Below are 22,170 nucleotides of genomic sequence, written 5' to 3'. Positions count from 1 at the left end.
CGACCACCTCGAAGCCGGCAGCCGTCCGGCAGCCGTTACTGGCTCAACTGGGCCGCAGTAGCGGCGTCGAGCCGGCCGGTGATGGGCAGGCCGCGCTCCTTCTGGAAGGCACGCAGGGCGGCCGCCGTCTTGGCGCCCATGGCACCGTCGGGCGTGCCGGTGTCGTGCCCCAGGGCGTTCAGCTTGGCCTGCGCATCGCGCAGCGACAGGCCGCCGGTGGCCGCCGACACGGGCTGCGCGCGCGGCGCCGAGGTCTGCGACGGCGCGGCGCCGCCATCGACCCCCAGGCGACCGCCGCCGCCCAGGCCCTGGCCCTTGACCGACTGGGCCTTGTAGCTGCGCAGCGAGCGCACCATCTGGTTGAAGGCGTCCATGAAGGCCGCAGCGATCACCTTGCCTTCGGCCGTGTTGCTGTAGCCGCCCAGGCGCGCGCCGCCCGAGCCGCCGAACAGCTGGCCCATAGCGCCGAAGTCGGTCTTGGAGGCGCTGCCTTCCGAGGCAGCGACCTGCACGCCGGAGCGGTGGTCGATGAGGGTGAGCAATGCGCTCGCTTCCTTGGTGTTCAGGCTGCCGCCCAGCGCACCCAGCAGGCCGCCCGCGCGCCCGCCCAGCAGGCCGCCCAGCGATGCGGAGGCGCCGCCCGCGTTGTTGTTGTTGAACACGATCTCGGGCGACAGGCCGTAGTCGGAGGCGACCATCTGGCCCTTGCCGAAGTTGCTGCCGCCGCGCATCTCGCCGGACTGCATGATGGCGCGCTCGCGGTCCATGGCCGTCATGCCGGCCGCGCCGCGCTCGATCACGACGAAGCAGTTGGACTGCTGCACCAGCAGGCGCAGCAGGTTGGCCGTGGGCGGAAGGCGGTATTCGTTGCGCAAGATGGTGTACCAGCCGGCCTGCTGGTTCTCGATCAGCGAGACGGTGCCCAGTGGCGATTCGCAGCGCTCCAGCTCGCTGCTGGCGCCTTCGGTGGCGCCACCGGCCGCGCTGCCTGTGGCCACGGTCTTGGCATCGGGGCTGCCCATGCGCATGTTGGTGGTCTCGCAGCCGGCCAGGGCCAGCGCGGCCACCACGGTGGTGGCCACGAGGGTCGCGCGAGCGGGAGTGGAAGGGAAGAAGGCGGGAGCAGCGCGCCCGTCGGGCCGGTTCGGTGTCGTCATGGAAGGCATGGCTTCAAGCAAAGCGTTGAACGTTATGCGCTGCAGGGGCCTGCCACAACCCCACCGGGGGAGGGTTGCTGTAACACGGCGGCAGGCCGCCGCCCCGGCCCCGCACCATTCAGGTGCCGGCGCGTTCCAGCATGGCATGCAGCAGCACGTTGCAGCCGGCGGTGATGTGCTCGGGTTGGGCGTCTTCGATCTCGTTGTGGCTGATGCCGTCCTTGCACGGGATGAAGACCATGCCCGCGGGCGCCAGACGCGCCATGTAGACCGCGTCATGCCCCGCGCCCGACACGGCCGGCATGTGGCTATAGCCCAGGCTGGCGGCGGCCCGGCCGACCGCGTCCACGCAGTCGGGGTGAAACACCTGCGCGGGGTAGCTGGACACCAGGTCGATCTGGATCGGCAGGCCGGTTTCGGCGCTGAGGCGGGCGGCCACGTCGCGGATATCGCGGTCCATGCTTTCGCAATCGGCGTCGGTGGCGTTGCGCAGGTCGATGCTGAACTTGACCTGGCCAGGGATCACGTTACGGCTATTGGGGTGCACCTGCACCATGCCCACCGTGCCGCGACCATGCGGCGGGTGGCGGTGCGCGCAGGCCACCACCTCCTGCATGAGGCGCGTGGCGACCTGCAGCGCATCCTTGCGCAACGCCATGGGCGTGGGGCCGGCATGGGCCTCCATGCCGGTCACGGTGCAGTCATACCAGCGGATGCCGAGCACGCCCGTCACCACGCCGATGGTCTTGTCGTGGTCCTCCAGCACCGGGCCCTGCTCGATGTGGGTCTCGAAGTACGCGCCGATGGGGTGGTCGCCGGGCACCTGATCGCCCACGTAGCCGATGCGCTCGAGCTCGCCCTTCACCGTCTTGCCTTCGGTATCGGTGGCGGCGTAGGCATGCTCCAGGGTGAAGGCCTTGGCGAACACGCCCGAGCCCATCATCACGGGCACGAAGCGGCTGCCTTCCTCGTTGGTCCAGAAGGCCACCTCGATCGGCGCCTCGGTCTCGATGCCGTGGTCGTTCAGCGTGCGCACTACCTCGATGCCGGCCAGCACGCCGTAGTTGCCGTCGAACTTGCCGCCCGTGGGCTGGGTGTCGATGTGGCTGCCGGTCATGATGGGCGGAAGGTTGTTATTGCGCCCCGGGCGGCGCATGAAGCCGTTGCCGATCTGGTCGATGGTGACGGTCATGCCGGCCTCGCGCGCCCAGCGGGTGACGAGGTCGCGGCCCTGCTTGTCCAGATCGGTGAGGGTGAGGCGGCAGACGCCGCCTTTGGGCGTGGCACCGATCTGCGCCAGCTCCATGAGGGAATCCCACAGGCGCTCGCCGTTGACGCGCAGGTGGCTGATGTCGGTTCGGGTGGTCGTGTCCATGGTGTTCTCCGGATGCGGGGGGCGGCCGTCAGCGGGCGACCGCCGTGGGGGCGAGGTCCTGCGCGCGCTTTTGCACGGCCTGGAACTGGGGGCCGAACGCGGGGCGCTTGATGTAGCGGCCCCGGCCCGGCTCGGCGCGCAGGTCGCCGTTGGCGAACACCACGCGCCCCTGGCTGATGGTGTGGCTGGGAATGCCGCGCACGGTGCGGCCCTCGAAGATGTTGAAGTCGCCCTTGCTGTGCTGCGTCTTCGCGGAAAACGTCTTGGTGCCTTGCGGGTCCCAGAGCACCAGGTCGGCATCGGCCCCGGCACCGACGAAGCCTTTGCGCGGGTAGATGTTGAAGAGTTTGGCCGCATTGGTGGAGGTGATGGCGACGAACTCCGAGGGCGTGAGCCGGCCGGTGTTCACGCCGCCGTCCCAGATGGCGGCCATGCGCTCTTCCACGCCGCCCGTGCCGTTGGGGATCTTGGCGAAGTTGTCGCGGCCCATGGCTTTCTGCGCAGCGCAGAAGGTGCAGTGGTCGGTGGCCGTGGTGTGCAACTGGCCCGATTGCAGGCCGCGCCACAGCGCCTCCTGGTGGCCGCCCGAGCGGGGGCGGAACGGCGGGCTCATCACATGGGCGGCGGCGGTGGCGAAGTCCGGGTCGCGGTACACGCTGTCGTCGATCAGCAGGTGGCCGGCCAGCACTTCGCCGAACACGCGTTGCCCCCGGGCGCGGGCGCGGGCGATGGCCTCGGCCGCTTCGGCGCAGCTGACGTGGACCACGTAGATGGGCACCCCCAGCACGTCGGCGATGGCGATGGCGCGGTTGGCCGCCTCGGCCTCCACCATGGGCGGGCGGGCCAGCGGATGGCCCTCGGGACCGGTGATGCCCATCTTGGCCACCTCCTGCTGCAGCAGGTAGACGAGTTCGCCGTTCTCTGCGTGCACGGTGGGCATGGCGCCCAGCTCCAGCGCGCGCCGGAAGCTGTTCACCAGCGTTTCATCGTCGCACATGATGGCGTTCTTGTAGGCCATGAAGTGCTTGAAGCTGTTGACGCCCTCTTCCTGCACCAGCGTGCCCATGTCGGCCCGCACCTGCTCGCTCCACCAAGTGACGGCCACGTGAAAGCCGTAGTCGGCCGCCGACTTTTCGGCCCAGCCGCGCCATTTGCGGTAGGCGTCCATCATGGGCTCCTGTGGGTCGGGGATCACGAAGTCGATGATGCTGGTGGTGCCGCCCGCCAGGCCCGCCGCCGTGCCGGTGAAGAAATCGTCCATGGTGACGGTGCCCATGAAGGGCAGCTGCATGTGCGTGTGCGGATCGATGCCGCCCGGCAGCACGTACTGGCCGCTCGCATCCAGCGTCTCGGCACCGGCAGGCGCCTCGCGCGCCACATCGGGGCCCACGGCGGCGATGCGGCCGTCCACGCACAGCACGTCGGCGCGCTCTTCGCGGTCGGCATGCACCACGGTGCCGCCGCGGATCAGCACGGCGTTGGAAGGGGTCGGGCTCATGGCAGGTCTCCGGAAAGATGAAGGGGTGGCCGCCGCACTCAGGCGCGGCGCAGCGGAGTGGGCGCCGGGTGCACCTGGCCGGCCATGCCGAGGCGGTACACCACGGCGGCAATGGCCAGGCCGATGAACCAGGCATAGGCATAGATCTGCTTGAACACCTCGCCCACACCGGGGAAGGTGGCGGGGAATGCCGCGTTCAGAAAGCCGGGAATGTTGGGCGCCACGCCCAGCACGAAGGCCACCACGGCCACCGCATTCCAGCCGCCGCGGTAGCGGTAGGCGCCGCGCTCTTCGTACAGCGCGGCCACGTCCAGCTCGGTGCGGCGCACCAGGTAGTAGTCCACCATCAGGATGCCGGCCACCGGCCCCAGCAGCGCCGAGTAGCCGATGAGCCAGGTGAAGATGTAGCCCTGGGTCGATTCCAGGATCTTCCACGGCATCATCGCGATGGCGATGCCCACGGTGATGTAGCCACCCACGCGGTAGCTGATGCGCGACGGGCTCAGCGCGGAGAAGTCGTACGCCGGTCCCACCAGGTTGGCCGCGAGGTTCACGCTGACGGTGTCGATCAGCAGGATGATGAGCGCGATCAGCACGGCCGCGCCCGTCATGCGGCTGGCCAGGTCCACCGGGTCCCACAGCGCCTTGCCGTAGATGACCACCGTGGCCGAGGTGACGAACACCGCCAGCGCGGCCAGCAGTCCCATGGGCACGGGCAGGCCGATGGCCTGGCCCACCACCTGATCGCGCTGTGACCGGGCGAACCGCGTGAAGTCGGGAATGTTGAGCGCCAGCGTGGCCCAGAAGCCCACCATGGCGGTCAGCGACGGCCAGAACACGGCGCTGAACTGCCCCGCCTTCTTGCCGCCGGGCGCGAACTGCGAGGGCTGGTCCAGGATGGGTCCGAAACCGCCCGCCTTGTCATACGCCCACCACAGCAGCAGAAAGCAGATAACGATCTTGATCGGCGCCGTCCACGTTTCGAGCTTGCGGATGGACTCGATGCCGTGCACCACGAAATAGAACTGGATGGCCCAGAACACCAGGAAGCACACCAGCTGGCCCAGGTTGATGCCCAGCCCCGCGATCTTGTCGCCCTCCAGGGGGTGCCCGAGGAGCACACCGGCCAGCGTGTAGATCATCATGCCGCCGAACCAGGTCTGGATGCCGTACCAGCCGCAGGCCACCAGTGCGCGCAGCAGCGCCGGCAGCTTGGCGCCGCGCGTGCCGAACGAGGCACGCGCCAGCACCGCGTAGGGAATGCCGTACTTGGCCCCCGCATGGCCGATGAGCAGCATGGGCACCAGCACGATCAGGTTGCCCAGGAACACCGTGCCCACCGCCTGCCCCCACGACATGCCGCTGTCGATCAGGCTGGCGGCCAGCGTGTAGGCGGGGATGCACATCACCATGCCCACCCACAGGGCCGCGAAGTGGTACCAGCGCCAGGTGCGCTGGTGCGGCTGGGTGGGCGCCAGGTCGTCGTTCCACAGTTCGTTGCTGGCACCGGGGGCATGCAGGGTCTTCATGGGGCGGTCTCCGAGACGTTGCAGACAGGCTGGCAGGCGGGAAGCGGGCGCGAAAGTGGGCACCAGCGCGGGCAATGGGCCGCGGCAGCGCGGCTCAGGCGGCCACGCGGTGCGGGTTGTTGGGGTGCATGGTCCAGTTGGCGTACTCGCCCGTCACCACCTTGCCGGTGCGCGCATCGACCTCGCCGGGCGCGAGGCTGCGCAGCGTGATGCATTCGGGGACGGGGCAGATCGACACGCACAGATTGCAGCCCACGCATTCGGCCTCGTTCACCTCGAACAAGCGCACGCCGCCGTCCTTGGTGAAGGTGATGGCCTGGTGCGAGGTGTCTTCGCACACCACGTGGCAGCGGCCGCACTGGATGCACGAATCCTGATCGATCACCGCCTTGTCGATGTGGTTCAGGTCGAGCTGCTTCCAGTCCTTGACCGTCGGCACGGCCTGGCCGCGGAAGTCGTCGAGGGTGTGGTAGCCGTGCGCGTCCATGAAGTTGGACAGCCCGTCGCACATGTCCTGCACGATCTTGAAGCCGTACACCATGGCCGCCGTGCACACCTGCACGGTGCCGCAGCCCAGGGCGATGTACTCGGCCGCATCGCGCCAGGTGGAGATGCCGCCGATGCCGCTGATGGGCAGGCCGGCGGTCTGCGCGTCGCGCGCGATCTCGGCCACCATGTTGAGCGCGATGGGCTTGACCGCCGGGCCGCAATAGCCGCCGTGCGAGCCCAGGCCGCCGGTGCTGGGACTCATGGCCATGCGCTCCAGGTCCACGCCCATGATGGAGTTGATGGTGTTGATGAGCGACACCGCATCGGCCCCGCCGGCCTTGGCAGCGCGGGCGGGCTGGCGCACGTCGGTGATGTTGGGCGTGAGCTTCACGATCACCGGCAGCCGGCTGTAGTGCTTGCACCACGCTGTCACCATCTGGATGTATTCGGGCACCTGGCCTACGGCGGCGCCCATGCCGCGCTCGCTCATGCCGTGCGGGCAGCCGAAGTTCAGCTCGATGCCGTCGGCCCCCACGTCCTCCACCATGGGCAGGATGCGCTTCCAGCTTTCTTCCACGCAGGGCACCATGAGCGAGACGATCATTGCGCGGTCGGGCCAGTTGCGTTTGACGCGGCGGATTTCGTCCAGGTTGGTCTGCAGCGGGCGGTCGGTGATGAGCTCGATGTTGTTGAGCCCGATCACGCGGCGGTCCTGCGACATCAGCGTGGCATAGCGCGGGCCGTTGACGTTGACCACGTGCGGGTCTTCGCCCAGCGTCTTCCAGACCACGCCGCCCCAGCCCGCCTCGAAGGCGCGGGTGACGTTGATTTCCTTGTCGGTGGGCGGTGCGGAGGCCAGCCAGAACGGGTTGGGGCTCTCGATGCCGAGAAAGCGGCTGCGGATGTCTGCCATGGGAAATGCTCCGGGGGTACGGGGTGTTGGAGGGAGAAGGCGCCGGCCGTCAGCCGCGCAGCGCCTCGCTGATGGAAAGAGCCGCCACCTTGCCGTGCTCGACCGCCTCGACCGTGAGGTCGCGCCCGCCGGCACGGCAGTCCCCGCCGGCCCACAGCCGCGCCACGCTGGTGCGGCCCATGTCGTCGGTGGCGATGCGCCCGCCCTGCAGGGCCACCGTGGGACCTGCGTATTCGGGCAGGTAGCTCTGGCCGATGGCCTTGAGCACCATGTCGGCCTCCAGCGTGAAGGCTTCGCCCGTGTCCACGAGCCGCCCACCCGCCAGGGCTGTGGCCGCGAACCGCATGCCACGCACCACCCCGCCTTCGCTGAGCAGTTCCTTCGGCGCCGCCCAGTGGCGAATGGCCACGCCGTTCGTCTGCGCCCAGCGCTGCTCCACGGCGGAGGCGGACATGCCGTCGGCACCGCGGCGATAGACGATCGTCACCTCTTCGGCGCCCAGCTTGCGCGCCTGCACGGCGGCGTCCACGGCCGTCATGCCGCCGCCGATCACGACCACGCGCCGGCCCACGGGGACGGTCGAAAGGTCCTGCGCCTGGCGCACGTCGGCAATGAAATCGACCGCGTTGCGCAGCCCATCGACCTGCGGTTCCGCGATGCCCAGCGCATTGACGCCCGCCAGGCCCAAACCCAGGAACACGGCGTCGTAGGCCTGAAGCAGGCTGTCCACGGTGGCATCGCGGCCCAGCACCTGGTTGCAGCGCACCTCGATGCCGCCGATGGACAGCAGCCATTCGATTTCCTTTTGCGCGAAGCCGCCCGTGGTCTTGTAGCTGGCCAAGCCGTATTCGTTCAAACCGCCCAGCTTGGGGCGCGCCTCGAACAGCACCACGTCGTGCCCGCGCACCGCGAGGCCATGGGCGCAGGCCAGCCCCGCGGGCCCCGCGCCCACCACGGCCACCCGGCGGCCCGTGGGCGCGGCGCGGGTGAACAGGGGCGCGCCCGGGTCGGCAAAGTACGCATCGGTGGCGTGGCGCTGCAGCGCGCCGATCTCCACCGATTTGTCGTCGTGGGAATTGCGCACGCAGGCCTGCTCGCACAGCACCTCGGTCGGGCAGACGCGGGCGCACATACCGCCGAGCGGATTGGCCTCGAGAATGGCGCGGGCCGCGCCGCGGTCGTTGCCCTGGGCGACGCGGTGGATGAACGCGGGAATGTCGATGCCGGTCGGGCACGCCGTGGCGCACGGCGCATCGAAGCAGTAGTAGCAGCGCTCGGCCTCCACCAGAGCCTGCGCCTTGGTGAGCGGCGGATGCGCGTCGCCGAAGTTCACGGCGTAGTCGGCCAGGTTCAGGCGTGCGGCATGAATGCCGCACGCGCGGCTTGCGGTCGTTTCCATCGGGAGTCCTCGGGGCGAAGGGTCAGGGACGGGAGATCAGGGACGGGAGAGGGGCGCGCGAACGCGGCGGGGCGCGTGGGCGTGGCGCTTGCGGCGTTGGCGGGGCCAGGCGCAGGCGGCCGGGCGGCCGCACATCGGAACAGTCTGCAGAGGTTTCATCGGGGGGCCTCGCTGTCGTGGTGCAGGTGTCTTCGGCGGTGCCGTGCCCTGCTGGTTTTCAATTTACCAATCAGTAAAAATTTACCAATCAGTAAAATCCCCTAGTGCAAACACCGTGCCAGCGAAAACACCCCGCAGTCGTTCCACAATGGTGCAAATGAGCCCTTCGCCCAAGCCCTCCCGCCCCGCACCTGTGCGAACGCGCACCGCCCTGCAGCCCCCCGCGCCCGATGGAGCGCCCGCCGACCCGGGGCGCCAGCCCACCGCCTCGCGGCTCAAAAAGGAACAGGCCATCCTCACCGAGGCGGAGACACAGTTTGCGCAGTTCGGTTTCGAGGGCGCGTCGCTGGAGAGCATCGCCGCGGCCATCGGGCTGAGCCGCCACAACCTGCTGTACTACTTTCCGAACAAGGAGGCGCTGTACCTGCGCGTGCTGGACGACGTGCTCAACCAGTGGCTGGCCGGCATGGACGAGATGTCCCATGGCGATGATCCGCACGAGGCGCTGCGCCGCTACATCCGCGCCAAGCTGCGCTCGTCGCTGGAGCGGCCGAACGCCGCCAAGGTGTTCGCCAAGGAGGTCATCGCCGGTGCGCCGCGCTACGCGGGCGTGATCGCCGAACGCGTGGGCCCCGTGCTCAAGAACGATGTGCGCACCTTCGAGCGCTGGGCGCGCGAGGGCCGCATCGCCAAGGTGAATTTCACCCATCTCATGTTCATCATCTGGTCCGTGACCCAGGCCTACGCCGACCAGCAGGCCCAGTTCGCGCTGCTGCTGGGCAAGCCCGCGCTGACCGAGCGCGACTACGACAAGGCGGAGGAATTGCTCTGCCACCTGGTGCTGCGGGGCCTGGAACCCGGGCCGGCGGCGCCCGTCCAGGACTGAAACCGGGCCGCTGCGAGCCCCTGCGTGCGGCTGGAAAATGGCCCGGCCTGGAGGCACCCCGCATCCGGCGGTGCCAAGCGGGTGCGAAAATTCCATCGCTTAGACTTGCCGGCTGCCTGCGCGCACTGCCACGCACCGCTGCGCCCGTCCACCTGCTTTCTATCCGCCCATGGTCAAACCGTCCATTTCCCTTGCTGTATTCGGCATCGCCGTTCTGGCGGCCGTGCTGGCCATCTACCTGCCCGGCTGGAACCATGCGTTGCTGTTCGACGATCTGCGGCTTTCCGACGGCGCGATCTTCGGTAGCTACGGCAGCCTGCTCACCTTCAAGCAGCGGATGCTGTCATATGGCAGCTTCATCTGGGTGGACTCCTTGGCTGGCCCCGGCTGGGGCAAGCAGCGGCTCGTGAACATTGCACTGCACCTGGCCACGGTGGCCGCGCTGTATGCGCTGGTGCGCGACCTGCTGGCCCGCACGCGCTTCCCGGAGGAATTCGAATCGCAGCCGCATTTCGGCCTGTCGCAACAGGCGGCGGTGCGGGTGGGCGTGGCACTGTTCGCGGTCAATCCCATGGCGGTGTATGCCGTGGCGTACCTGGTGCAGCGCTCGATCGTCATGGCCACGCTGTTCTCGGTTCTGGCGTGCTGGTGTTTCGTGCGGGGCCTGTCCGGCCGGGGCGTGCTCTGGTATGGCCTGGCCCTGCTGAGCTACGTGGCGGCGGTGCTGTCCAAGGAACATGCGGTCATGGTCGCTGCGATGAGCGTGCCGCTGTATATCCATGTCCGCCGCCCGAGCTGGAAGACGGTCGCCACGCTGGCTGGCGCATCCGCCGCGCTGATCGCGGTGGCAGCGGTGGTCTTTTTCGGCATCTACGGCGAATTCATCGGCAAGCTCTTCGACCAGCGCTCGCTGGACTTCGCCCAGCAGCTGGAGCGCCTGAGCCCGGGGATCACGCAGCGCATGTACCCGCTCAGCATCCTGAACGAGGCGGCGCTCTTCTTTGCCTACGGGTTCCTGTGGTTCTTCCCCAACGTGATGTGGATGTCGGTGGACCTGCGGCCCGCGTTCCCGCTGTCGTATGCCGCGTTCCCGCAGATCCTGGGCATCTTCGGCTATTTGGCGCTGTGGGCCGCCGCGCTCTGGGCCGTGCTGCGCCGCCGCGGGGCGTTGAGCCTCGTGGGCGTGGCGCTGATGTTCCCGCTGCTGCTGTACGTGACCGAGTTCGCGACCGTGTGGGTGCAGGACCCGTTCGTGCTCTACCGCAGCTATCTCTGGGCCATCGCCGTGCCGGTGCTGGTCGCCATCGTGCTGACCGGCTTCAAGCCGAAAACCATTTACGTGCTGGGCTGCATGGCGGGCCTGGTGTTCAGCCTGCTGGCGTTCGAGCGGGTGGAATCCCTGCGGGACGACTACGCCGCCTGGGGCGATGCGGCCGAAAAGATCGACCTGCAGGCATCGCCGAGCGCCGTGGGCCGCTGGCGTCCGTTCCTGAACCTCGGGGCCTACCACCTTGATCGCGGTTCGATGGCCGAGGCCCAGAAGAGCTTTGCCACCGCCGAGGCGCTGGGATCGCTGCAGGGCTCCGCCCGCTTCAATATCGGCGTCGCGCTGCAGCAGCAAAAGAAGCACACCGAAGCCTTGGCGGCCTTCGCAGAAGCGGAAAAGCAGGGATTCACCGACTTGCCGCTGTACTACCACCGGGGCGAGTCCGCCTTCGCGCTGGGACAGTTCGCCGCGGCGTACGACGCCTTCACCCAGGGCATGACACGCGCAGCCGAAGGCATCACCGACAAGGAGGTCGAGCGCATGCGCGAATCCATGCGCATGCGCCGTGCCGAAGCCGCCATCGGCACGCAGCGGTACGACGATGCCATCAGCGATTTCACCGCGTTGATGAAGGCCAGCCCCAACAACCAGCGCCTGATGCTGGGCCTGGGCATGGCGCAGGTGGGCAAGGGCGATGCGAAGGCGGCGATCGCGCTGTTCGACCAGATCATCGCGCGCACACCCAACGCAGCGCCGGCGTACTACGGGCGGGCCATGGCCCACCGGGCGGCCGGCCGCCTGGACGACAGCCTCAAGGACCTGGACCGCGCCATCGCGATCGATCCGCGCAATCCGCAGTACCCGCAGGTGCGCGCCCAGGTGGCGGCCCTGAAGAAATAGCCTGCGGCAGCGAGACCCCCGTGGCACTGCGCGTCCTGCACATCGGCAAGTTCTTTCCGCCCTATCTGGGCGGTATGGAAGTGTTCCTGGCCGACCTCATCGAAGCCCAGCGGGCCCAGGGCATCGAGGCGTTCGCGCTGGTGCACGGAGCCCCCTTGCCGGACGACCCTCCCTGGCTGGTGCGGGTGCCGGTGCAGTTCAACCTGGTCTATGCGCCCATCGCCCTGGGCTTTCGCTCGGCGCTGGGAAGGGCCATCCGGCGCTTTCAGCCCGATGTGCTGCACCTGCACCTGCCCAACAACTCTGCGCTGTGGGCGCTGACGCTGCCTGCGGCCCGCAAGGTGCCGTGCGTGGTGCACTGGCATTCCGACATCGTCGTCTCGGACATCAAGTTGTCCGTGGCGATGGCGTATTTTCTGTACCGCCCGTTCGAGCACGCGGTGCTGGACCGGGCGCAGTTGATTTTCGCCACGTCGCCCCCCTACCTGGAGGCCAGCCGTGCGCTGCAGCCGTGGCGCAGCAAGTGCGAGGTCATTCCGCTGGGCATCAACCTGCGCCGCCCTCCCCCGCCCGCTACCTTGCGCAGTGGGCTGCAATGGAGACCCGAAACCCAGCTGCGGCTTCTGTCCATCGGCCGGCTCACCTACTACAAGGGGTTTGAGACACTGATTCAGGCAGTGCAGGCCATGCCGGGGGTCGAACTCGTGATCGCCGGCGAAGGCGAATTGCGGGTGTCGCTGGAGGCCCTGATCCGGGATACCACGCCAGCCGGCCGAGAACCCGCGGTGCGCTTGGTCGGCTCGGTGCTCGATGCGGAAAAGCACGCTTTGCTGGAAGGCTGCGACGTCTTTTGCCTGGCGTCGCGCGAGCGCACCGAGGCGTTCGGCATCGTGTTGCTGGAGGCCATGATGCACAAGCGCCCTTGCGTGGTCACGGAACTGCCCGGCTCCGGCATGCCCTGGGTGGTGGCCTACGCCCATGCCGGGCTGCATGTGCCCATCGAAGACGTGGAGAGCTGGCGCAGTACCCTGGCCCGCCTGCAGCACGACACGCGGCTGCGCGCACAGTTCGGCGAGGCGGGTTACCAGGCGCTGCTCCAGCATTTCGACATTGCCCAGTGCGAACGTGCGCTGGCGCACCAATACCAGTACCTGGCCCTGGGCAGCACGCCGGCCGCGCCCAATCCACGCGTGCTCGTGGTGATCTCCACCCGTAACCATGCAGCAAGCATCCAGCACCTCATCCAGCGCGTTCGCGCGCTGGTGGGGGCCGACGTGCTCGTGGTGGACAACCGCAGCACGGACGGCACCTGCCATCTGGCAGAGAGTACCGGCGCCCGGGTGCTGCGCCCTTTGCTGGCGATGACCACCTGGGGCAGCTTGCAAACGGGGCTGCGCTACGGGCTGGCCCGTGGCTACGACGCGGTGATCACCATCGATGCGGAAGGCCGCTATGAGGTGGAAGAAATTTCCAGCCTGCTGTCCCGGCGCGAAGAAGGCGATGTGGTGGTGAGCCATTTCGCGACCCGAACCAGTTGGGCGCGCCGTTTGGCGTGGGGCTGGTTCCGGTTCCTGACGGGGTTTGCGCTGCACGACTTCGTGTCCGGCTTTCGCCTGTACAACCGCAAAGCCCTTGAAGTGGCGGTGTCCACCGAGGCCACGCTGCTCGACTATCAGGACATCGGCACCTTGCTGCTGATGCGGCGTCAGGGCCTGCGCATCAAGGAAGTCGCCTTGCCGATGCACACCGCCAAGGTAGACCGGTCGAAGATCTTCCAGTCCTGGGCCAATGCGCTGCGATACGTTGCGGTGTCGTCGCTGCTGTGCATCGCGCACTGGCGAACCCGCGGCTCGGCCGACTGAGCCCAGGACCTATCGCAGGATCGCCTGCATTCGGTCGATGAAGGCGGCTTCGGTGAATCGCCTGGCGCGTTGCCGGCATTGTGCAGAAAGTCTCTCTCCATGGATCTGCTCAATCCGTGCCACGGCGTCCATCACCGCCTGGGGGGCGGGATCGGGTGCGATGAGCACCCCCGTTTCGCCGGGCAGCACCGTTTCCAATAACCCCCCTTCGGCCACACCGATCACGGGTTTGCCTGCAGCCATGGCCTCCACGGGCGACATGCCAAAATCCTCGTCCACCGGCAGGTAGATCACGCACCGGGCATTACCCACCCAGCGCCTCAGCGCCTCATCGGCCTGCCAGCCGGTGAACCGGATGTTGGGAGCCTCTCCGGCGATCGCTTTCAATCGCTCCAGTTCCGGCCCGCCAGAGAGCACGACCAGGAAGCGATCGGGCATCTGAAGGAAAGCCCGCACGATCACATCCACCCGCTTGTTGGGCACCAGTCGTGCGGTAGAGAGGTAGTAGCCTTCATCAGCCAAAAACCGAAAGTGCTGTGTGGCCACAGGGGGGTAGACCACCTCGGCATCCAGCCCGGTATACCGCTGGAGCCGTGCGCGAACGTTCTCCGAGTTCACGAAAATGCGGTCCATGCGCCCGATGGCCGCCTCGTACTGCGCCCGGAACCAACGCACGAATACCGCATAGAAAGGCCGGAGCCAGAACGGGAAGCCTGCCAGCGTGCTGTCGTACAGGTCGTAAGCGAATCGGGGAATCGTGTGGCAATAGTAGAGGCGCCGGCCAGATCGCTGCTGGTAGACCGCCAGCGGGGCATAGAAGCCGCTGTAGAGCACGGTGTTTGCATTCTGCAACCGCTCGGCCCGGAACCGGAAGCACCACAGGCTCTCCAAAATACGCGGCAGCCGCGCAGACCAGCCACCCCGCAGCTCCTGCACCTTGGCGGCAGAACCATCCAGCAGGGGTTGGGCCTCCGGATAGCAACGGCTGACCAGGGTCTGGAATTCCGGAAACGCCTCCGCCAGCGTGAGCGTGACACGCTCCGCGCCTCCGGCCACCTGCATGAAGTCGTAGAGAAGGTAGTTTTTCATGCCAGCAACATCTCCAGACGGGCCAGCATGGTCTGGGCGCGCGTACTCCAGTCATGGGCTTGCACGAAGTCTTTCGCGAAGCTCGCAGGGCGGGCACGCGCGCGCTCCCGGGCATGCACGATGGCATCGGCGAATGCCCGCGCATCGTTGCCATAGCAGGCCAGATCACCCATTCCGTGGCGCAAAGCGCCCAGATCGGTGCTGGCCACGCCCAATCCGGCTGCGATGTATTCATAGAACTTCAGAGGGCGCTCGACATAGCGCATGCGGCCCTCGGCCTCGCGAAAAGGAATCAGGCCCACTTCATGGCTTTGCAGAACCGCTGGCAGCTCTGTGCGGCCCACGCTGCCGCGCCAATGCAGGTTTGCAGGCCATCCTTGCTGCTCCGGCGCGCCGGGCGCATAGACCCCGAAGGTCCAATCGGGCAGCAACCGCGCGGCCTGGCACAGCAAACCGATGTCCAGCCAAGCCGTCAGCCCACCGACATAGACCGCGCTGCGCGGCTGCCGCACCACCGGGCTTTGGGACTCAGGCACCAAGAGCCGCGCCTCCACCCCATTGGGAATGTGCACCACCTCACCCTGCGGATTCAGCGCCCGGGCATATTCCGCCAGGGGTTCGGAGACGGCCCACACTTCATCGAACTCAGAGCCGCCCACCATGGATTCGAGCGCGTTGACGAGCACCGGATGCAGATCGCGGGCGAACCCCTGCGGCCAGTCGTTGAGGCGACAGACCTTCGCGCGGGCTTTGATCTGGCGCATCAGCAACATGTTGGGGGCCACGTCGGCAATACATGCATCGAAAGTCACGCTGCCCAGCAGGGCCGGGCACCGTTGGCCATACGCTGCCAGTTGCCAGGGCCAGCGCAGAAATAGCCGATGCGCGGGAAACATCGACTGAAGGCTCCATTCGGTGAGGCCTTGAGAAATACCCACCGAGCGCTGCCGCAGCCCATGCCCCCATGCCCTCGCCAGCCTGGCATGGCGCTGGCGCCCCACCACATCGACGGGCGACGAGAGCGTGGGCACATAGTCCACCGACCACCCCTCCGCCGCCAGCGCTTGCGCAAGATGCTGCGAGCCCACCTTGGTTCCGCCGTCGATGAACGACTGGGTGCCTAAAACAAGTGCGCGCATGGGGTCAGTGGACCGCGCTTGCACGGCCGGCCAGAAGGCCATCCACCTCGTCAAGAAGCCATTGGCGGGTGGCCGCCGCATTGAAGCGCTGGCTGGCCGAGTCCGAAGCATGCTTCATGGCATCGATGTCTTGGGGCGTGAGGCGCGAGAGATGCGCGGCCAGGTCTGCTGCTTCGAAACTGCCGCTGACCACGCCGCAGCCAAGCTCCGTCACCAGGGCCTGCATTTCCGGCGAAGGACCGATGGCAATGGCCAGGCGTGCCTGCATGAATTCGAAGAATTTGTTGGGCAAGGCATGCAGGTAATTGAAATTGGTGGGCGGCAGCAGGAACAGGCCAATGTCATAGCCGTTCGTGTGCGCCGCAATATCGCGCATGGGCACGGGCGGAATGAACCGGATGCGCGCGTGCCGAGCGGCCCGTTGCTTCAACGCGGCCAGGTAGGCCGGATCTTGCTCCACCAGCATCAGGTCGAGGCTGAAGCGATCGTCCAGATGGTCCATGAGATCGATCATCACCTCGATCTTGCGCGAGGCGATGGCTGCACCGTGGTGGATCAGCCGAATGCGGTCGGCGCGTGTCGGCTGCACGGGCAATGCCTGAGGCTCGGGGCAATTGGGCATGACAGACGCCGGCACGCCATAGCACCGCTCATACTCCCGTGCGATGCCCGCGCACACGGTGCTCATGCGCGCCACACGCGGTAGCGCTTCCCGGCAGGTGGCATCGAAAAAAGGCCCCAGCAGCGTGCGCCACACCCAAAGGTCCTCGAATTCGCGGGGCGCATATTCGTGCGCGTCCAGCCACACCGGGGCTTTGCCCGCCAGCCGCAACGCCATGGGCAAAGCCATCACGTCGTTGGCCAATACCAGGTCGAAGTTGGCCGGCACATGCGCCGCGGCCTTCTCCAACGCAAGAATCTGGGGGTGCTGGCAGTAATAGGCGTCGTAGCGGCGAAAGGCCAAACGCAGCGCATTGCGTAAAACCCCCATGCGGCTCGCACGCGGCTGCTCCACGGCAGTGAAATGGCGCACCCCGGGCGGGCACGCACCGAAGCCCATCACATGGACATCATGCGCATCGCTCAGCGCCTCGTACTGGCGCATCACGCGGGGGTCGGACGCGATGGGCGAAAGCGACAACAGCAGCAGACGGGCCACAGTCACTCAACCCGCGAAATGCTGCGCATACCAGCGCGTGAAATTGATCCAGCGCCAAACCTGCCAACTGAACGGCCGCTGTCCCGCAACGACCTGATCGAAAGCCTTCAGCACTTCGTTCTGGCGGAGGAATGGCAAATTCAGCGGATACCGCAGCCACTCCCGAACCTGCGGCGCCATCTGCAAAAGCCATGCTTGTTCGGGCGTGGCAAAGCCGATCTTGTCCCGGCGGTTCAGAATCTCATCCGGCACGAGGCCCCGCATGGCGCGGCGCAGCAAATGCTTGGTTTCGCCCTGGGGCGACACCAGGTATTCCTCCGGCAACGTCAACAGAAAGTCGGCCAGCTCCGTCGTCAAAAAAGGCACCCGGCTCTCTACTGAAAACCGCATGGAATTGCGGTCGCCGTGGCGCAGAAGCCCGGGGAGACCGACGCCGTGCAGCGAGCGGGCCAGCTCAGCCACCATGCGGCGTTCTGAAGCAGTTTGAGACGGCAACTCCCGCGGGAACCGCAGGGTCACACCGGCGTCCGCCAGAACATGCGCGTCAATCCACGACGGGCTGGCACTGGCCCCGTTCATGCGGCGCAGAGCTTGGTAGGCCGCGTCAGAGGTGTATTCGGCAACGGCGGCCTTCAGGCCGTCCAAGCCCGCTCGGCCAGGCCATCGCCCCCATTTGCCAAGAAACGAAAGTGCACCGAGCCAATGCCCACCATCCAACAAACTGCGCACTCGCGGCCCTGGGTAGCCCACATAACCACCGCACAGTTCATCCGCCCCCTGCCCGTCGAGAGTGACGGTCATGCCGTGCTCCCGCGCCAATTTGAAAACCCGGTATTGGGCGTAGATGCTCGTGCTGCCGAAGGGCTCGCCTAGCGCCGCGATCATGTCGTCGAGGTCGGCGGCCAGTTCACTGGGAGCAATGCTGACTTTGTGAGCCACCGCGCCGACCTGGGTGTTCACTTGATCGACCCAGCACTCTTCGGATACTGCGCTGCCAGAAGCGATAAAGCTGAATGTGTGAATGGGCACATCAGGTTCGAGGTGGCGCATGCACCCGACGATGGCCGAGGAGTCCAGTCCACCAGACAGTGCCGCGCCGAGAGGAACATCGCTGCGCAAGTGCAGGCGCACGCTGTTCAACAAATGATTCCTGAGCCCATCCGCAGCATCGCTAAATGCAATAGGTTCTACCAGTGTGATCTTTGGTGCCCACCAAGGCTTTATCTGCAAGACATTGGACCGCAGATCATAGGTGAATTGGTGACCTGCGGGCAAGGCCAGGACGTCAGAGAAGAATGTTCGCTCCCCCGCGTCGTAATTTCCGTGCACAAGATAATCGTAGGAGGTCTGTAAATCGAGCTTCGGCGCAGTGGAACGCAGCGCTTGAACCGCAGGGATCTCTGACGCAAAAACGAAACTGGCACCGCTGGCGCTGTAATAAAACGGCTTGATCCCAAAGGCATCGCGAGCGCCGTATAAAGTACTTGTTTCGCGATCGAAAATGACGAAGGCAAACATTCCAACGAAGCGCGTCAACGCTGCTTCACCCCAATGTGCCCACGCTTGCAAAAGCACCTCGGTATCTGACGCAGAGCGAAACCGCCTCCCAGCGGCTGTCAATTCAGATCGAAGTTCCTTGTAGTTATATATTTCGCCGTTAAAAACCAGTGTGAATCGATCATCAGGCGAATTCATCGGCTGAGCGGCAGCCTCTGTCAAATCAATAACGCTGAGCCGCGTATGGCCCAACATCAAGGTTTTTTCACACCATTGGAATTGAAATGTGGAGCTTCTATCCGGACCTCGGCGCTTTAGAAGTTGCAAGCTACGCTGCATGCGCTCAGCGGCAAATTCTGTCGTATCGGAGAGCGCCAAACCAGCTATACCACACATATTTATAACCAGTGCTTGCGTCTTGAATGAAATTTACCAAGGTTGATCAATTTAACTGATTTCATCGAATCAATCAGAATTACGCTCATCACCATTGCGTGCTCATTCTTATTTGTTTTTCATAGGCTTTGCAGGGTTTCCAACCACGACACTGTTTGCCTCCACATTTTTAAGGACTGTAGCGCCGATACCAACCACTGCATCTGGCCCTATGTCAATCTGATTCATCAACGCAGAATTAGGAGCGATCCAAGCCCGAGCGCCAATGCGAACGCCCCCACTAACCTCCGCACAGGCTATCACAAAAGCGTCTTCACCAATATAAACATTATGTGCAATATGGACGTGATCATCGATTTTGCAACCATCCGCTAACGTAGTAAGTCCAAGGGTGCCTCTGCAAACGGTCGTTAACGAGCCCACCTCAACATTGTTGCCAATTTTCACGCTGCCCACATGGGGTAATCGCACTGCCCGCCCAACGGAATCACGCTCGAACCCGAATCCCTCCTCCCCGATCACCGCGCCTGATTTGATGGTGCAAAAATCACCGATCATGACCTCTGGGCCAATCACTACATTATGGGCAACAACAGAGCCTTGACCGATAGAAACGCCATCACCCAAGACCACGTTACGACCTATCTTTGCAGATGGATGAACGGCTGGAGCCGCAACGCTCCATTCGAATCCCACTTGATTTTCCAAATAAGTGAGCGCCCTGGCAAAATCAAGCCTGGGGTTATCTGAGAATATTAATGAATGTCCCGATGTCGCATCATCCTTGCGGCATAGCAGCGCTACGCCAGAAGGGGCCTTTTTCACCCAATCCGCATTCTTTGCAAAAGAGAGGTTGCCCGCCTTGGCGTCAGAAAGTGCTGCAACAGCGTCGACGAAAATATTTTCGCCAACAAAGGGTAAATGAAGAGTCTTTGCAATTTCAGCCAACTCAATGGAATTTTTTAACTTTCTACCCATCTGATCACCTCAAATGCTTCTGCGAAATCTAAGCCCGCCTGACTACCGCGCTGAATAGCCAAGCTATTAATTAAATCGGGGAAATTGGGCGCACGAAAGGCTTGCGACTTGTATGCAGCAATCGATGCGACCTTGGCATCCAAACAAATACGATCAACGCCGTTGAAAAAAGTCAGATCGATCCGACGGTTGTTCCAAGGTATCTCGTAGCCAAGAATGGTACATCGCTTGAACGCTCGGAAAGCCTCTTGACTGATGACCTCATGGTCCTGATGCGTATCGAACGAACTAGGAACCACCACCACATCGGGTTTGATCTGCTTGCGCAGCCCCACCATGGCTTCCAAAATTTCTTGGCGATCCCGAGGAAAGTGTCGCACTCTGAAAGTAAAAACCTTCAGGTTTTCAATCGATATGCCCAGGACGGCGATGGCATCCACGATTTCTTTGCGCAAGATGTCTGGAGGTAAACCGTCAGGCACGGACTCTTCGGCAGCCGAAAATGCCGCGTAGTGAACCGTATGTCCCTCTTTGATCCATTTCACAATGGAGGCTCCACACCCCCATTCACCGTCGTCGGTGTGAGGACCTAAAACCAGATATACCTTTTTACGCATTCGCTCGCCTCATGAAACTTGCAATCGATAAATGAAGAGCAATCAGGCCCCAAACAAAAAGACGATGATTCTTTTCACCTGACAGATGTTCTCGCCAAATTCTGGAAGCCACACCAATGTCCAGATAATCACGCAGAGGAGAGCTTGATCCAAGCACCTCGCCTTCAATCCAGCCGCTCAGGTCTCGTCGGAACCAAGTTTCAAATGGAGGCGAAAACCCTTGCTTGCGTCCACCGGAAATAGCCTCTGGCACATAAGGTGACAACACTTCACGAAGAATTTTTTTCCCGGTTGCATAATGGGGCATTACAGATACACCCGCACTGCCATACGTACCTGCAGAGGCATTGGCCTGCATCGAAACTTTCATTTCAGCAGGAATGGAGAACGCAAGATCGATGATGGAGTTATCCAAAAGGGGGACCCGAACCTCCAAACCATGGGCCATGCTTGCCTTGTCTTCAGAGATGAGCAGTCCATGCAAAAAAGTCTCCAATTCGAAGATAAGGGAGGCATCAAGAAATTGATTACCTGAACCCTCGACACGCTTTCGTGCGCTGTCCATCAATTCCCGAAAAACTGCTTGCGATTGATATTGATTATTTTCATTGGCACCGACCAACGCACGAAGGTCACTCGCAGACACCATGCGGTTCCAATAGCCGTAGTATGAGCCAACAAACTCATCCCAATTGGAAGAAGAAACAGCGGGCCGGTACCTCCAGGGATATCCGGCAAACAACTCATCCCCTCCCGTACCCGAGAGGCAAACTTTCGTGAATTTTGCAGCTAACCGAGAGACGCAAAAATTAGGAAAACTCGACCCAACGCGAGGTTCCTCTGCATGCCAAGCCCACTCATGCATATCGGCGAGAAAATCATGCTCGCCCAGCACTGTTTCGTAATGTTCGCTGCCTATCTTCGCGGCGACAGACTCCGCGCTGAGCCTTTCATCAAACAACTGCTCGTTGGCCGTCACACCTTCCAGCATGAAACCACAAGTGAATGTTTTGATTCGATCGAAATTTTTTGACGCAATGGCCGCGATTGCACAGCTGTCAATTCCGCCACTCAGAAAAGAATTGACGGGAACATCTGCCTGCGTCTGGCTGCTTACGGCCGATCGCAAAGCACTATGAAGGCTGGTTTTAATGTCTTGTGCAGAGGCTTTGCTAGGCAAAAATGAAGCCTGCCAGAACTTCCTCATGCTCACGGTCAACGCACTTGATTCAATACGCGCAATAGATCCTGCGGGAAACAATTCAACTTTGTTAAAGAGTGTTCTCTCTTGAAAATTATTCTGGAAAGTAAGATATTCAAGAAATGCATTTTGATCAACGCGAAGCTGAACAAAACCAGAAGCTGCTAGCGCTTTTATCTCAGAACCAAAAATTATCCGCCCTGCCTCACGCGCCCAGTACAAAGGCTTAACGCCCAATCGATCCCTTGCCAGCAATACGCACTGCCGACGCACATCATGAATGGCAAAAGCAAAAATGCCATTGAGCTTTTCAATGAATTGCTCACCCCAATGATCATAAGCGGAAAGCAAAACTTCGGTATCCGAAGACGTCTTGAATGACACCCCTTTACCTAGTAATTCATTGCGGATATCTTTGTAATTATAAATTTCGCCATTGAATACAATGATCGCTCCGGTGGCATGACTCCGCATGGGTTGATTGGCATGCACCGAGAGATCAACGATTGCCAGCCGCGCATGCGCGAGCCCAACTGAGTCTTTAATTGCCACCGAGTGTCCGTCAGGTCCTCTATGGAGCAATGATTCGATCATGCGACGACATGCGACTTCTTTTGTCTGCTCCGAGTCTTCAGAAATGATGCCTGCTATTCCACACAT

Annotated in this window: 16 protein-coding genes; 3 read left to right on the top strand and 13 right to left on the bottom strand. The window is 63.8% G+C overall.

Annotated elements, in window-relative coordinates:
* Positions 1-35: 35 nt before the first annotated feature.
* The 6 genes from AVTE2539_RS12060 to AVTE2539_RS12035 all read right to left on the bottom strand — a co-directional run bounded on the left by AVTE2539_RS12060 (position 36) and on the right by AVTE2539_RS12035 (position 8,360).
* Entirely contained in the window at positions 36-1,157 is a 1,122-nt protein-coding gene (locus tag AVTE2539_RS12060) for a peptidoglycan-binding domain-containing protein (RefSeq protein ID WP_284410930.1), read from the bottom strand.
* Between the two features lie 118 nt (positions 1,158-1,275).
* Complete coding sequence (locus AVTE2539_RS12055) at positions 1,276-2,532, bottom strand: Zn-dependent hydrolase (protein ID WP_284410928.1); 1,257 nt, start codon at positions 2,530-2,532, stop codon at positions 1,276-1,278.
* Positions 2,533-2,560: 28 nt separating this feature from the next.
* On the bottom strand, positions 2,561-4,030 hold the full coding sequence (hydA, locus tag AVTE2539_RS12050; protein ID WP_284410926.1) for a dihydropyrimidinase: 1,470 nt from the start codon (positions 4,028-4,030) through the stop codon (positions 2,561-2,563).
* Positions 4,031-4,068: 38 nt separating this feature from the next.
* Positions 4,069-5,559, bottom strand: a complete 1,491-nt coding sequence (locus AVTE2539_RS12045) for an NCS1 family nucleobase:cation symporter-1 (protein ID WP_284410924.1) — start codon at positions 5,557-5,559, stop codon at positions 4,069-4,071.
* Between the two features lie 94 nt (positions 5,560-5,653).
* Positions 5,654-6,961, bottom strand: a complete 1,308-nt coding sequence (gene preA / locus AVTE2539_RS12040) for an NAD-dependent dihydropyrimidine dehydrogenase subunit PreA (RefSeq protein ID WP_284410922.1) — start codon at positions 6,959-6,961, stop codon at positions 5,654-5,656.
* A gap of 49 nt (positions 6,962-7,010) precedes the next feature.
* On the bottom strand, positions 7,011-8,360 hold the full coding sequence (locus tag AVTE2539_RS12035) for an NAD(P)-dependent oxidoreductase (protein ID WP_284410920.1): 1,350 nt from the start codon (positions 8,358-8,360) through the stop codon (positions 7,011-7,013).
* Positions 8,361-8,676: 316 nt separating this feature from the next.
* Here AVTE2539_RS12035 and AVTE2539_RS12030 point away from each other — a divergent pair, with 316 nt between their 5' ends.
* The 3 genes from AVTE2539_RS12030 to AVTE2539_RS12020 all read left to right on the top strand — a co-directional run bounded on the left by AVTE2539_RS12030 (position 8,677) and on the right by AVTE2539_RS12020 (position 13,434).
* Positions 8,677-9,405, top strand: a complete 729-nt coding sequence (locus AVTE2539_RS12030; RefSeq protein ID WP_502868912.1) for a TetR/AcrR family transcriptional regulator — start codon at positions 8,677-8,679, stop codon at positions 9,403-9,405.
* Positions 9,406-9,574: 169 nt separating this feature from the next.
* Complete coding sequence (locus AVTE2539_RS12025) at positions 9,575-11,572, top strand: tetratricopeptide repeat protein (protein WP_284410916.1); 1,998 nt, start codon at positions 9,575-9,577, stop codon at positions 11,570-11,572.
* Positions 11,573-11,646: 74 nt separating this feature from the next.
* Positions 11,647-13,434: a glycosyltransferase gene (locus tag AVTE2539_RS12020; RefSeq protein WP_284411608.1), complete on the top strand. Its 1,788-nt coding sequence runs from the start codon at positions 11,647-11,649 to the stop codon at positions 13,432-13,434.
* 9 nt (positions 13,435-13,443) lie between these two features.
* On the opposite strand, the gene AVTE2539_RS12015 is transcribed toward AVTE2539_RS12020, so the two are convergent.
* The 7 genes from AVTE2539_RS12015 to asnB (AVTE2539_RS11985) all read right to left on the bottom strand — a co-directional run bounded on the left by AVTE2539_RS12015 (position 13,444) and on the right by asnB (AVTE2539_RS11985) (position 22,170).
* Entirely contained in the window at positions 13,444-14,523 is a 1,080-nt protein-coding gene (locus AVTE2539_RS12015) for a glycosyltransferase (RefSeq protein WP_284410914.1), read from the bottom strand.
* Positions 14,520-15,662 (bottom strand): glycosyltransferase, encoded by a 1,143-nt coding sequence (locus tag AVTE2539_RS12010; protein WP_284410912.1) that lies wholly within the window; start codon positions 15,660-15,662, stop codon positions 14,520-14,522. Before AVTE2539_RS12010 ends, AVTE2539_RS12015 begins: the two co-directional genes overlap by 4 nt.
* Positions 15,663-15,666: 4 nt before the next feature.
* Complete coding sequence (locus tag AVTE2539_RS12005) at positions 15,667-16,827, bottom strand: glycosyltransferase family protein (RefSeq protein ID WP_284410910.1); 1,161 nt, start codon at positions 16,825-16,827, stop codon at positions 15,667-15,669.
* Positions 16,828-18,714, bottom strand: coding sequence for an asparagine synthase (glutamine-hydrolyzing) (gene asnB, locus AVTE2539_RS12000; RefSeq protein ID WP_284410907.1), 1,887 nt, complete (start codon positions 18,712-18,714; stop codon positions 16,828-16,830).
* A 108-nt stretch (positions 18,715-18,822) separates the two neighbouring features.
* Positions 18,823-19,692 carry a UDP-3-O-(3-hydroxymyristoyl)glucosamine N-acyltransferase gene (locus tag AVTE2539_RS11995; RefSeq protein WP_284410905.1) on the bottom strand — a complete coding sequence of 290 codons (870 nt, stop codon included), beginning with the start codon at positions 19,690-19,692 and terminating at the stop codon, positions 18,823-18,825.
* Positions 19,677-20,309 (bottom strand): PIG-L deacetylase family protein, encoded by a 633-nt coding sequence (locus AVTE2539_RS11990; RefSeq protein WP_284410903.1) that lies wholly within the window; start codon positions 20,307-20,309, stop codon positions 19,677-19,679. The genes AVTE2539_RS11995 and AVTE2539_RS11990 overlap by 16 nt, the downstream gene beginning before the upstream one ends.
* Positions 20,302-22,170, bottom strand: coding sequence for an asparagine synthase (glutamine-hydrolyzing) (gene asnB / locus AVTE2539_RS11985; protein ID WP_284410901.1), 1,869 nt, complete (start codon positions 22,168-22,170; stop codon positions 20,302-20,304). Before asnB (AVTE2539_RS11985) ends, AVTE2539_RS11990 begins: the two co-directional genes overlap by 8 nt.

The sequence above is a fragment of the Acidovorax sp. SUPP2539 genome (assembly GCF_030158975.1).
Lineage (GTDB): Bacteria > Pseudomonadota > Gammaproteobacteria > Burkholderiales > Burkholderiaceae_C > Paracidovorax.
This window is presented reverse-complemented; position numbering and strand designations above follow the sequence as displayed.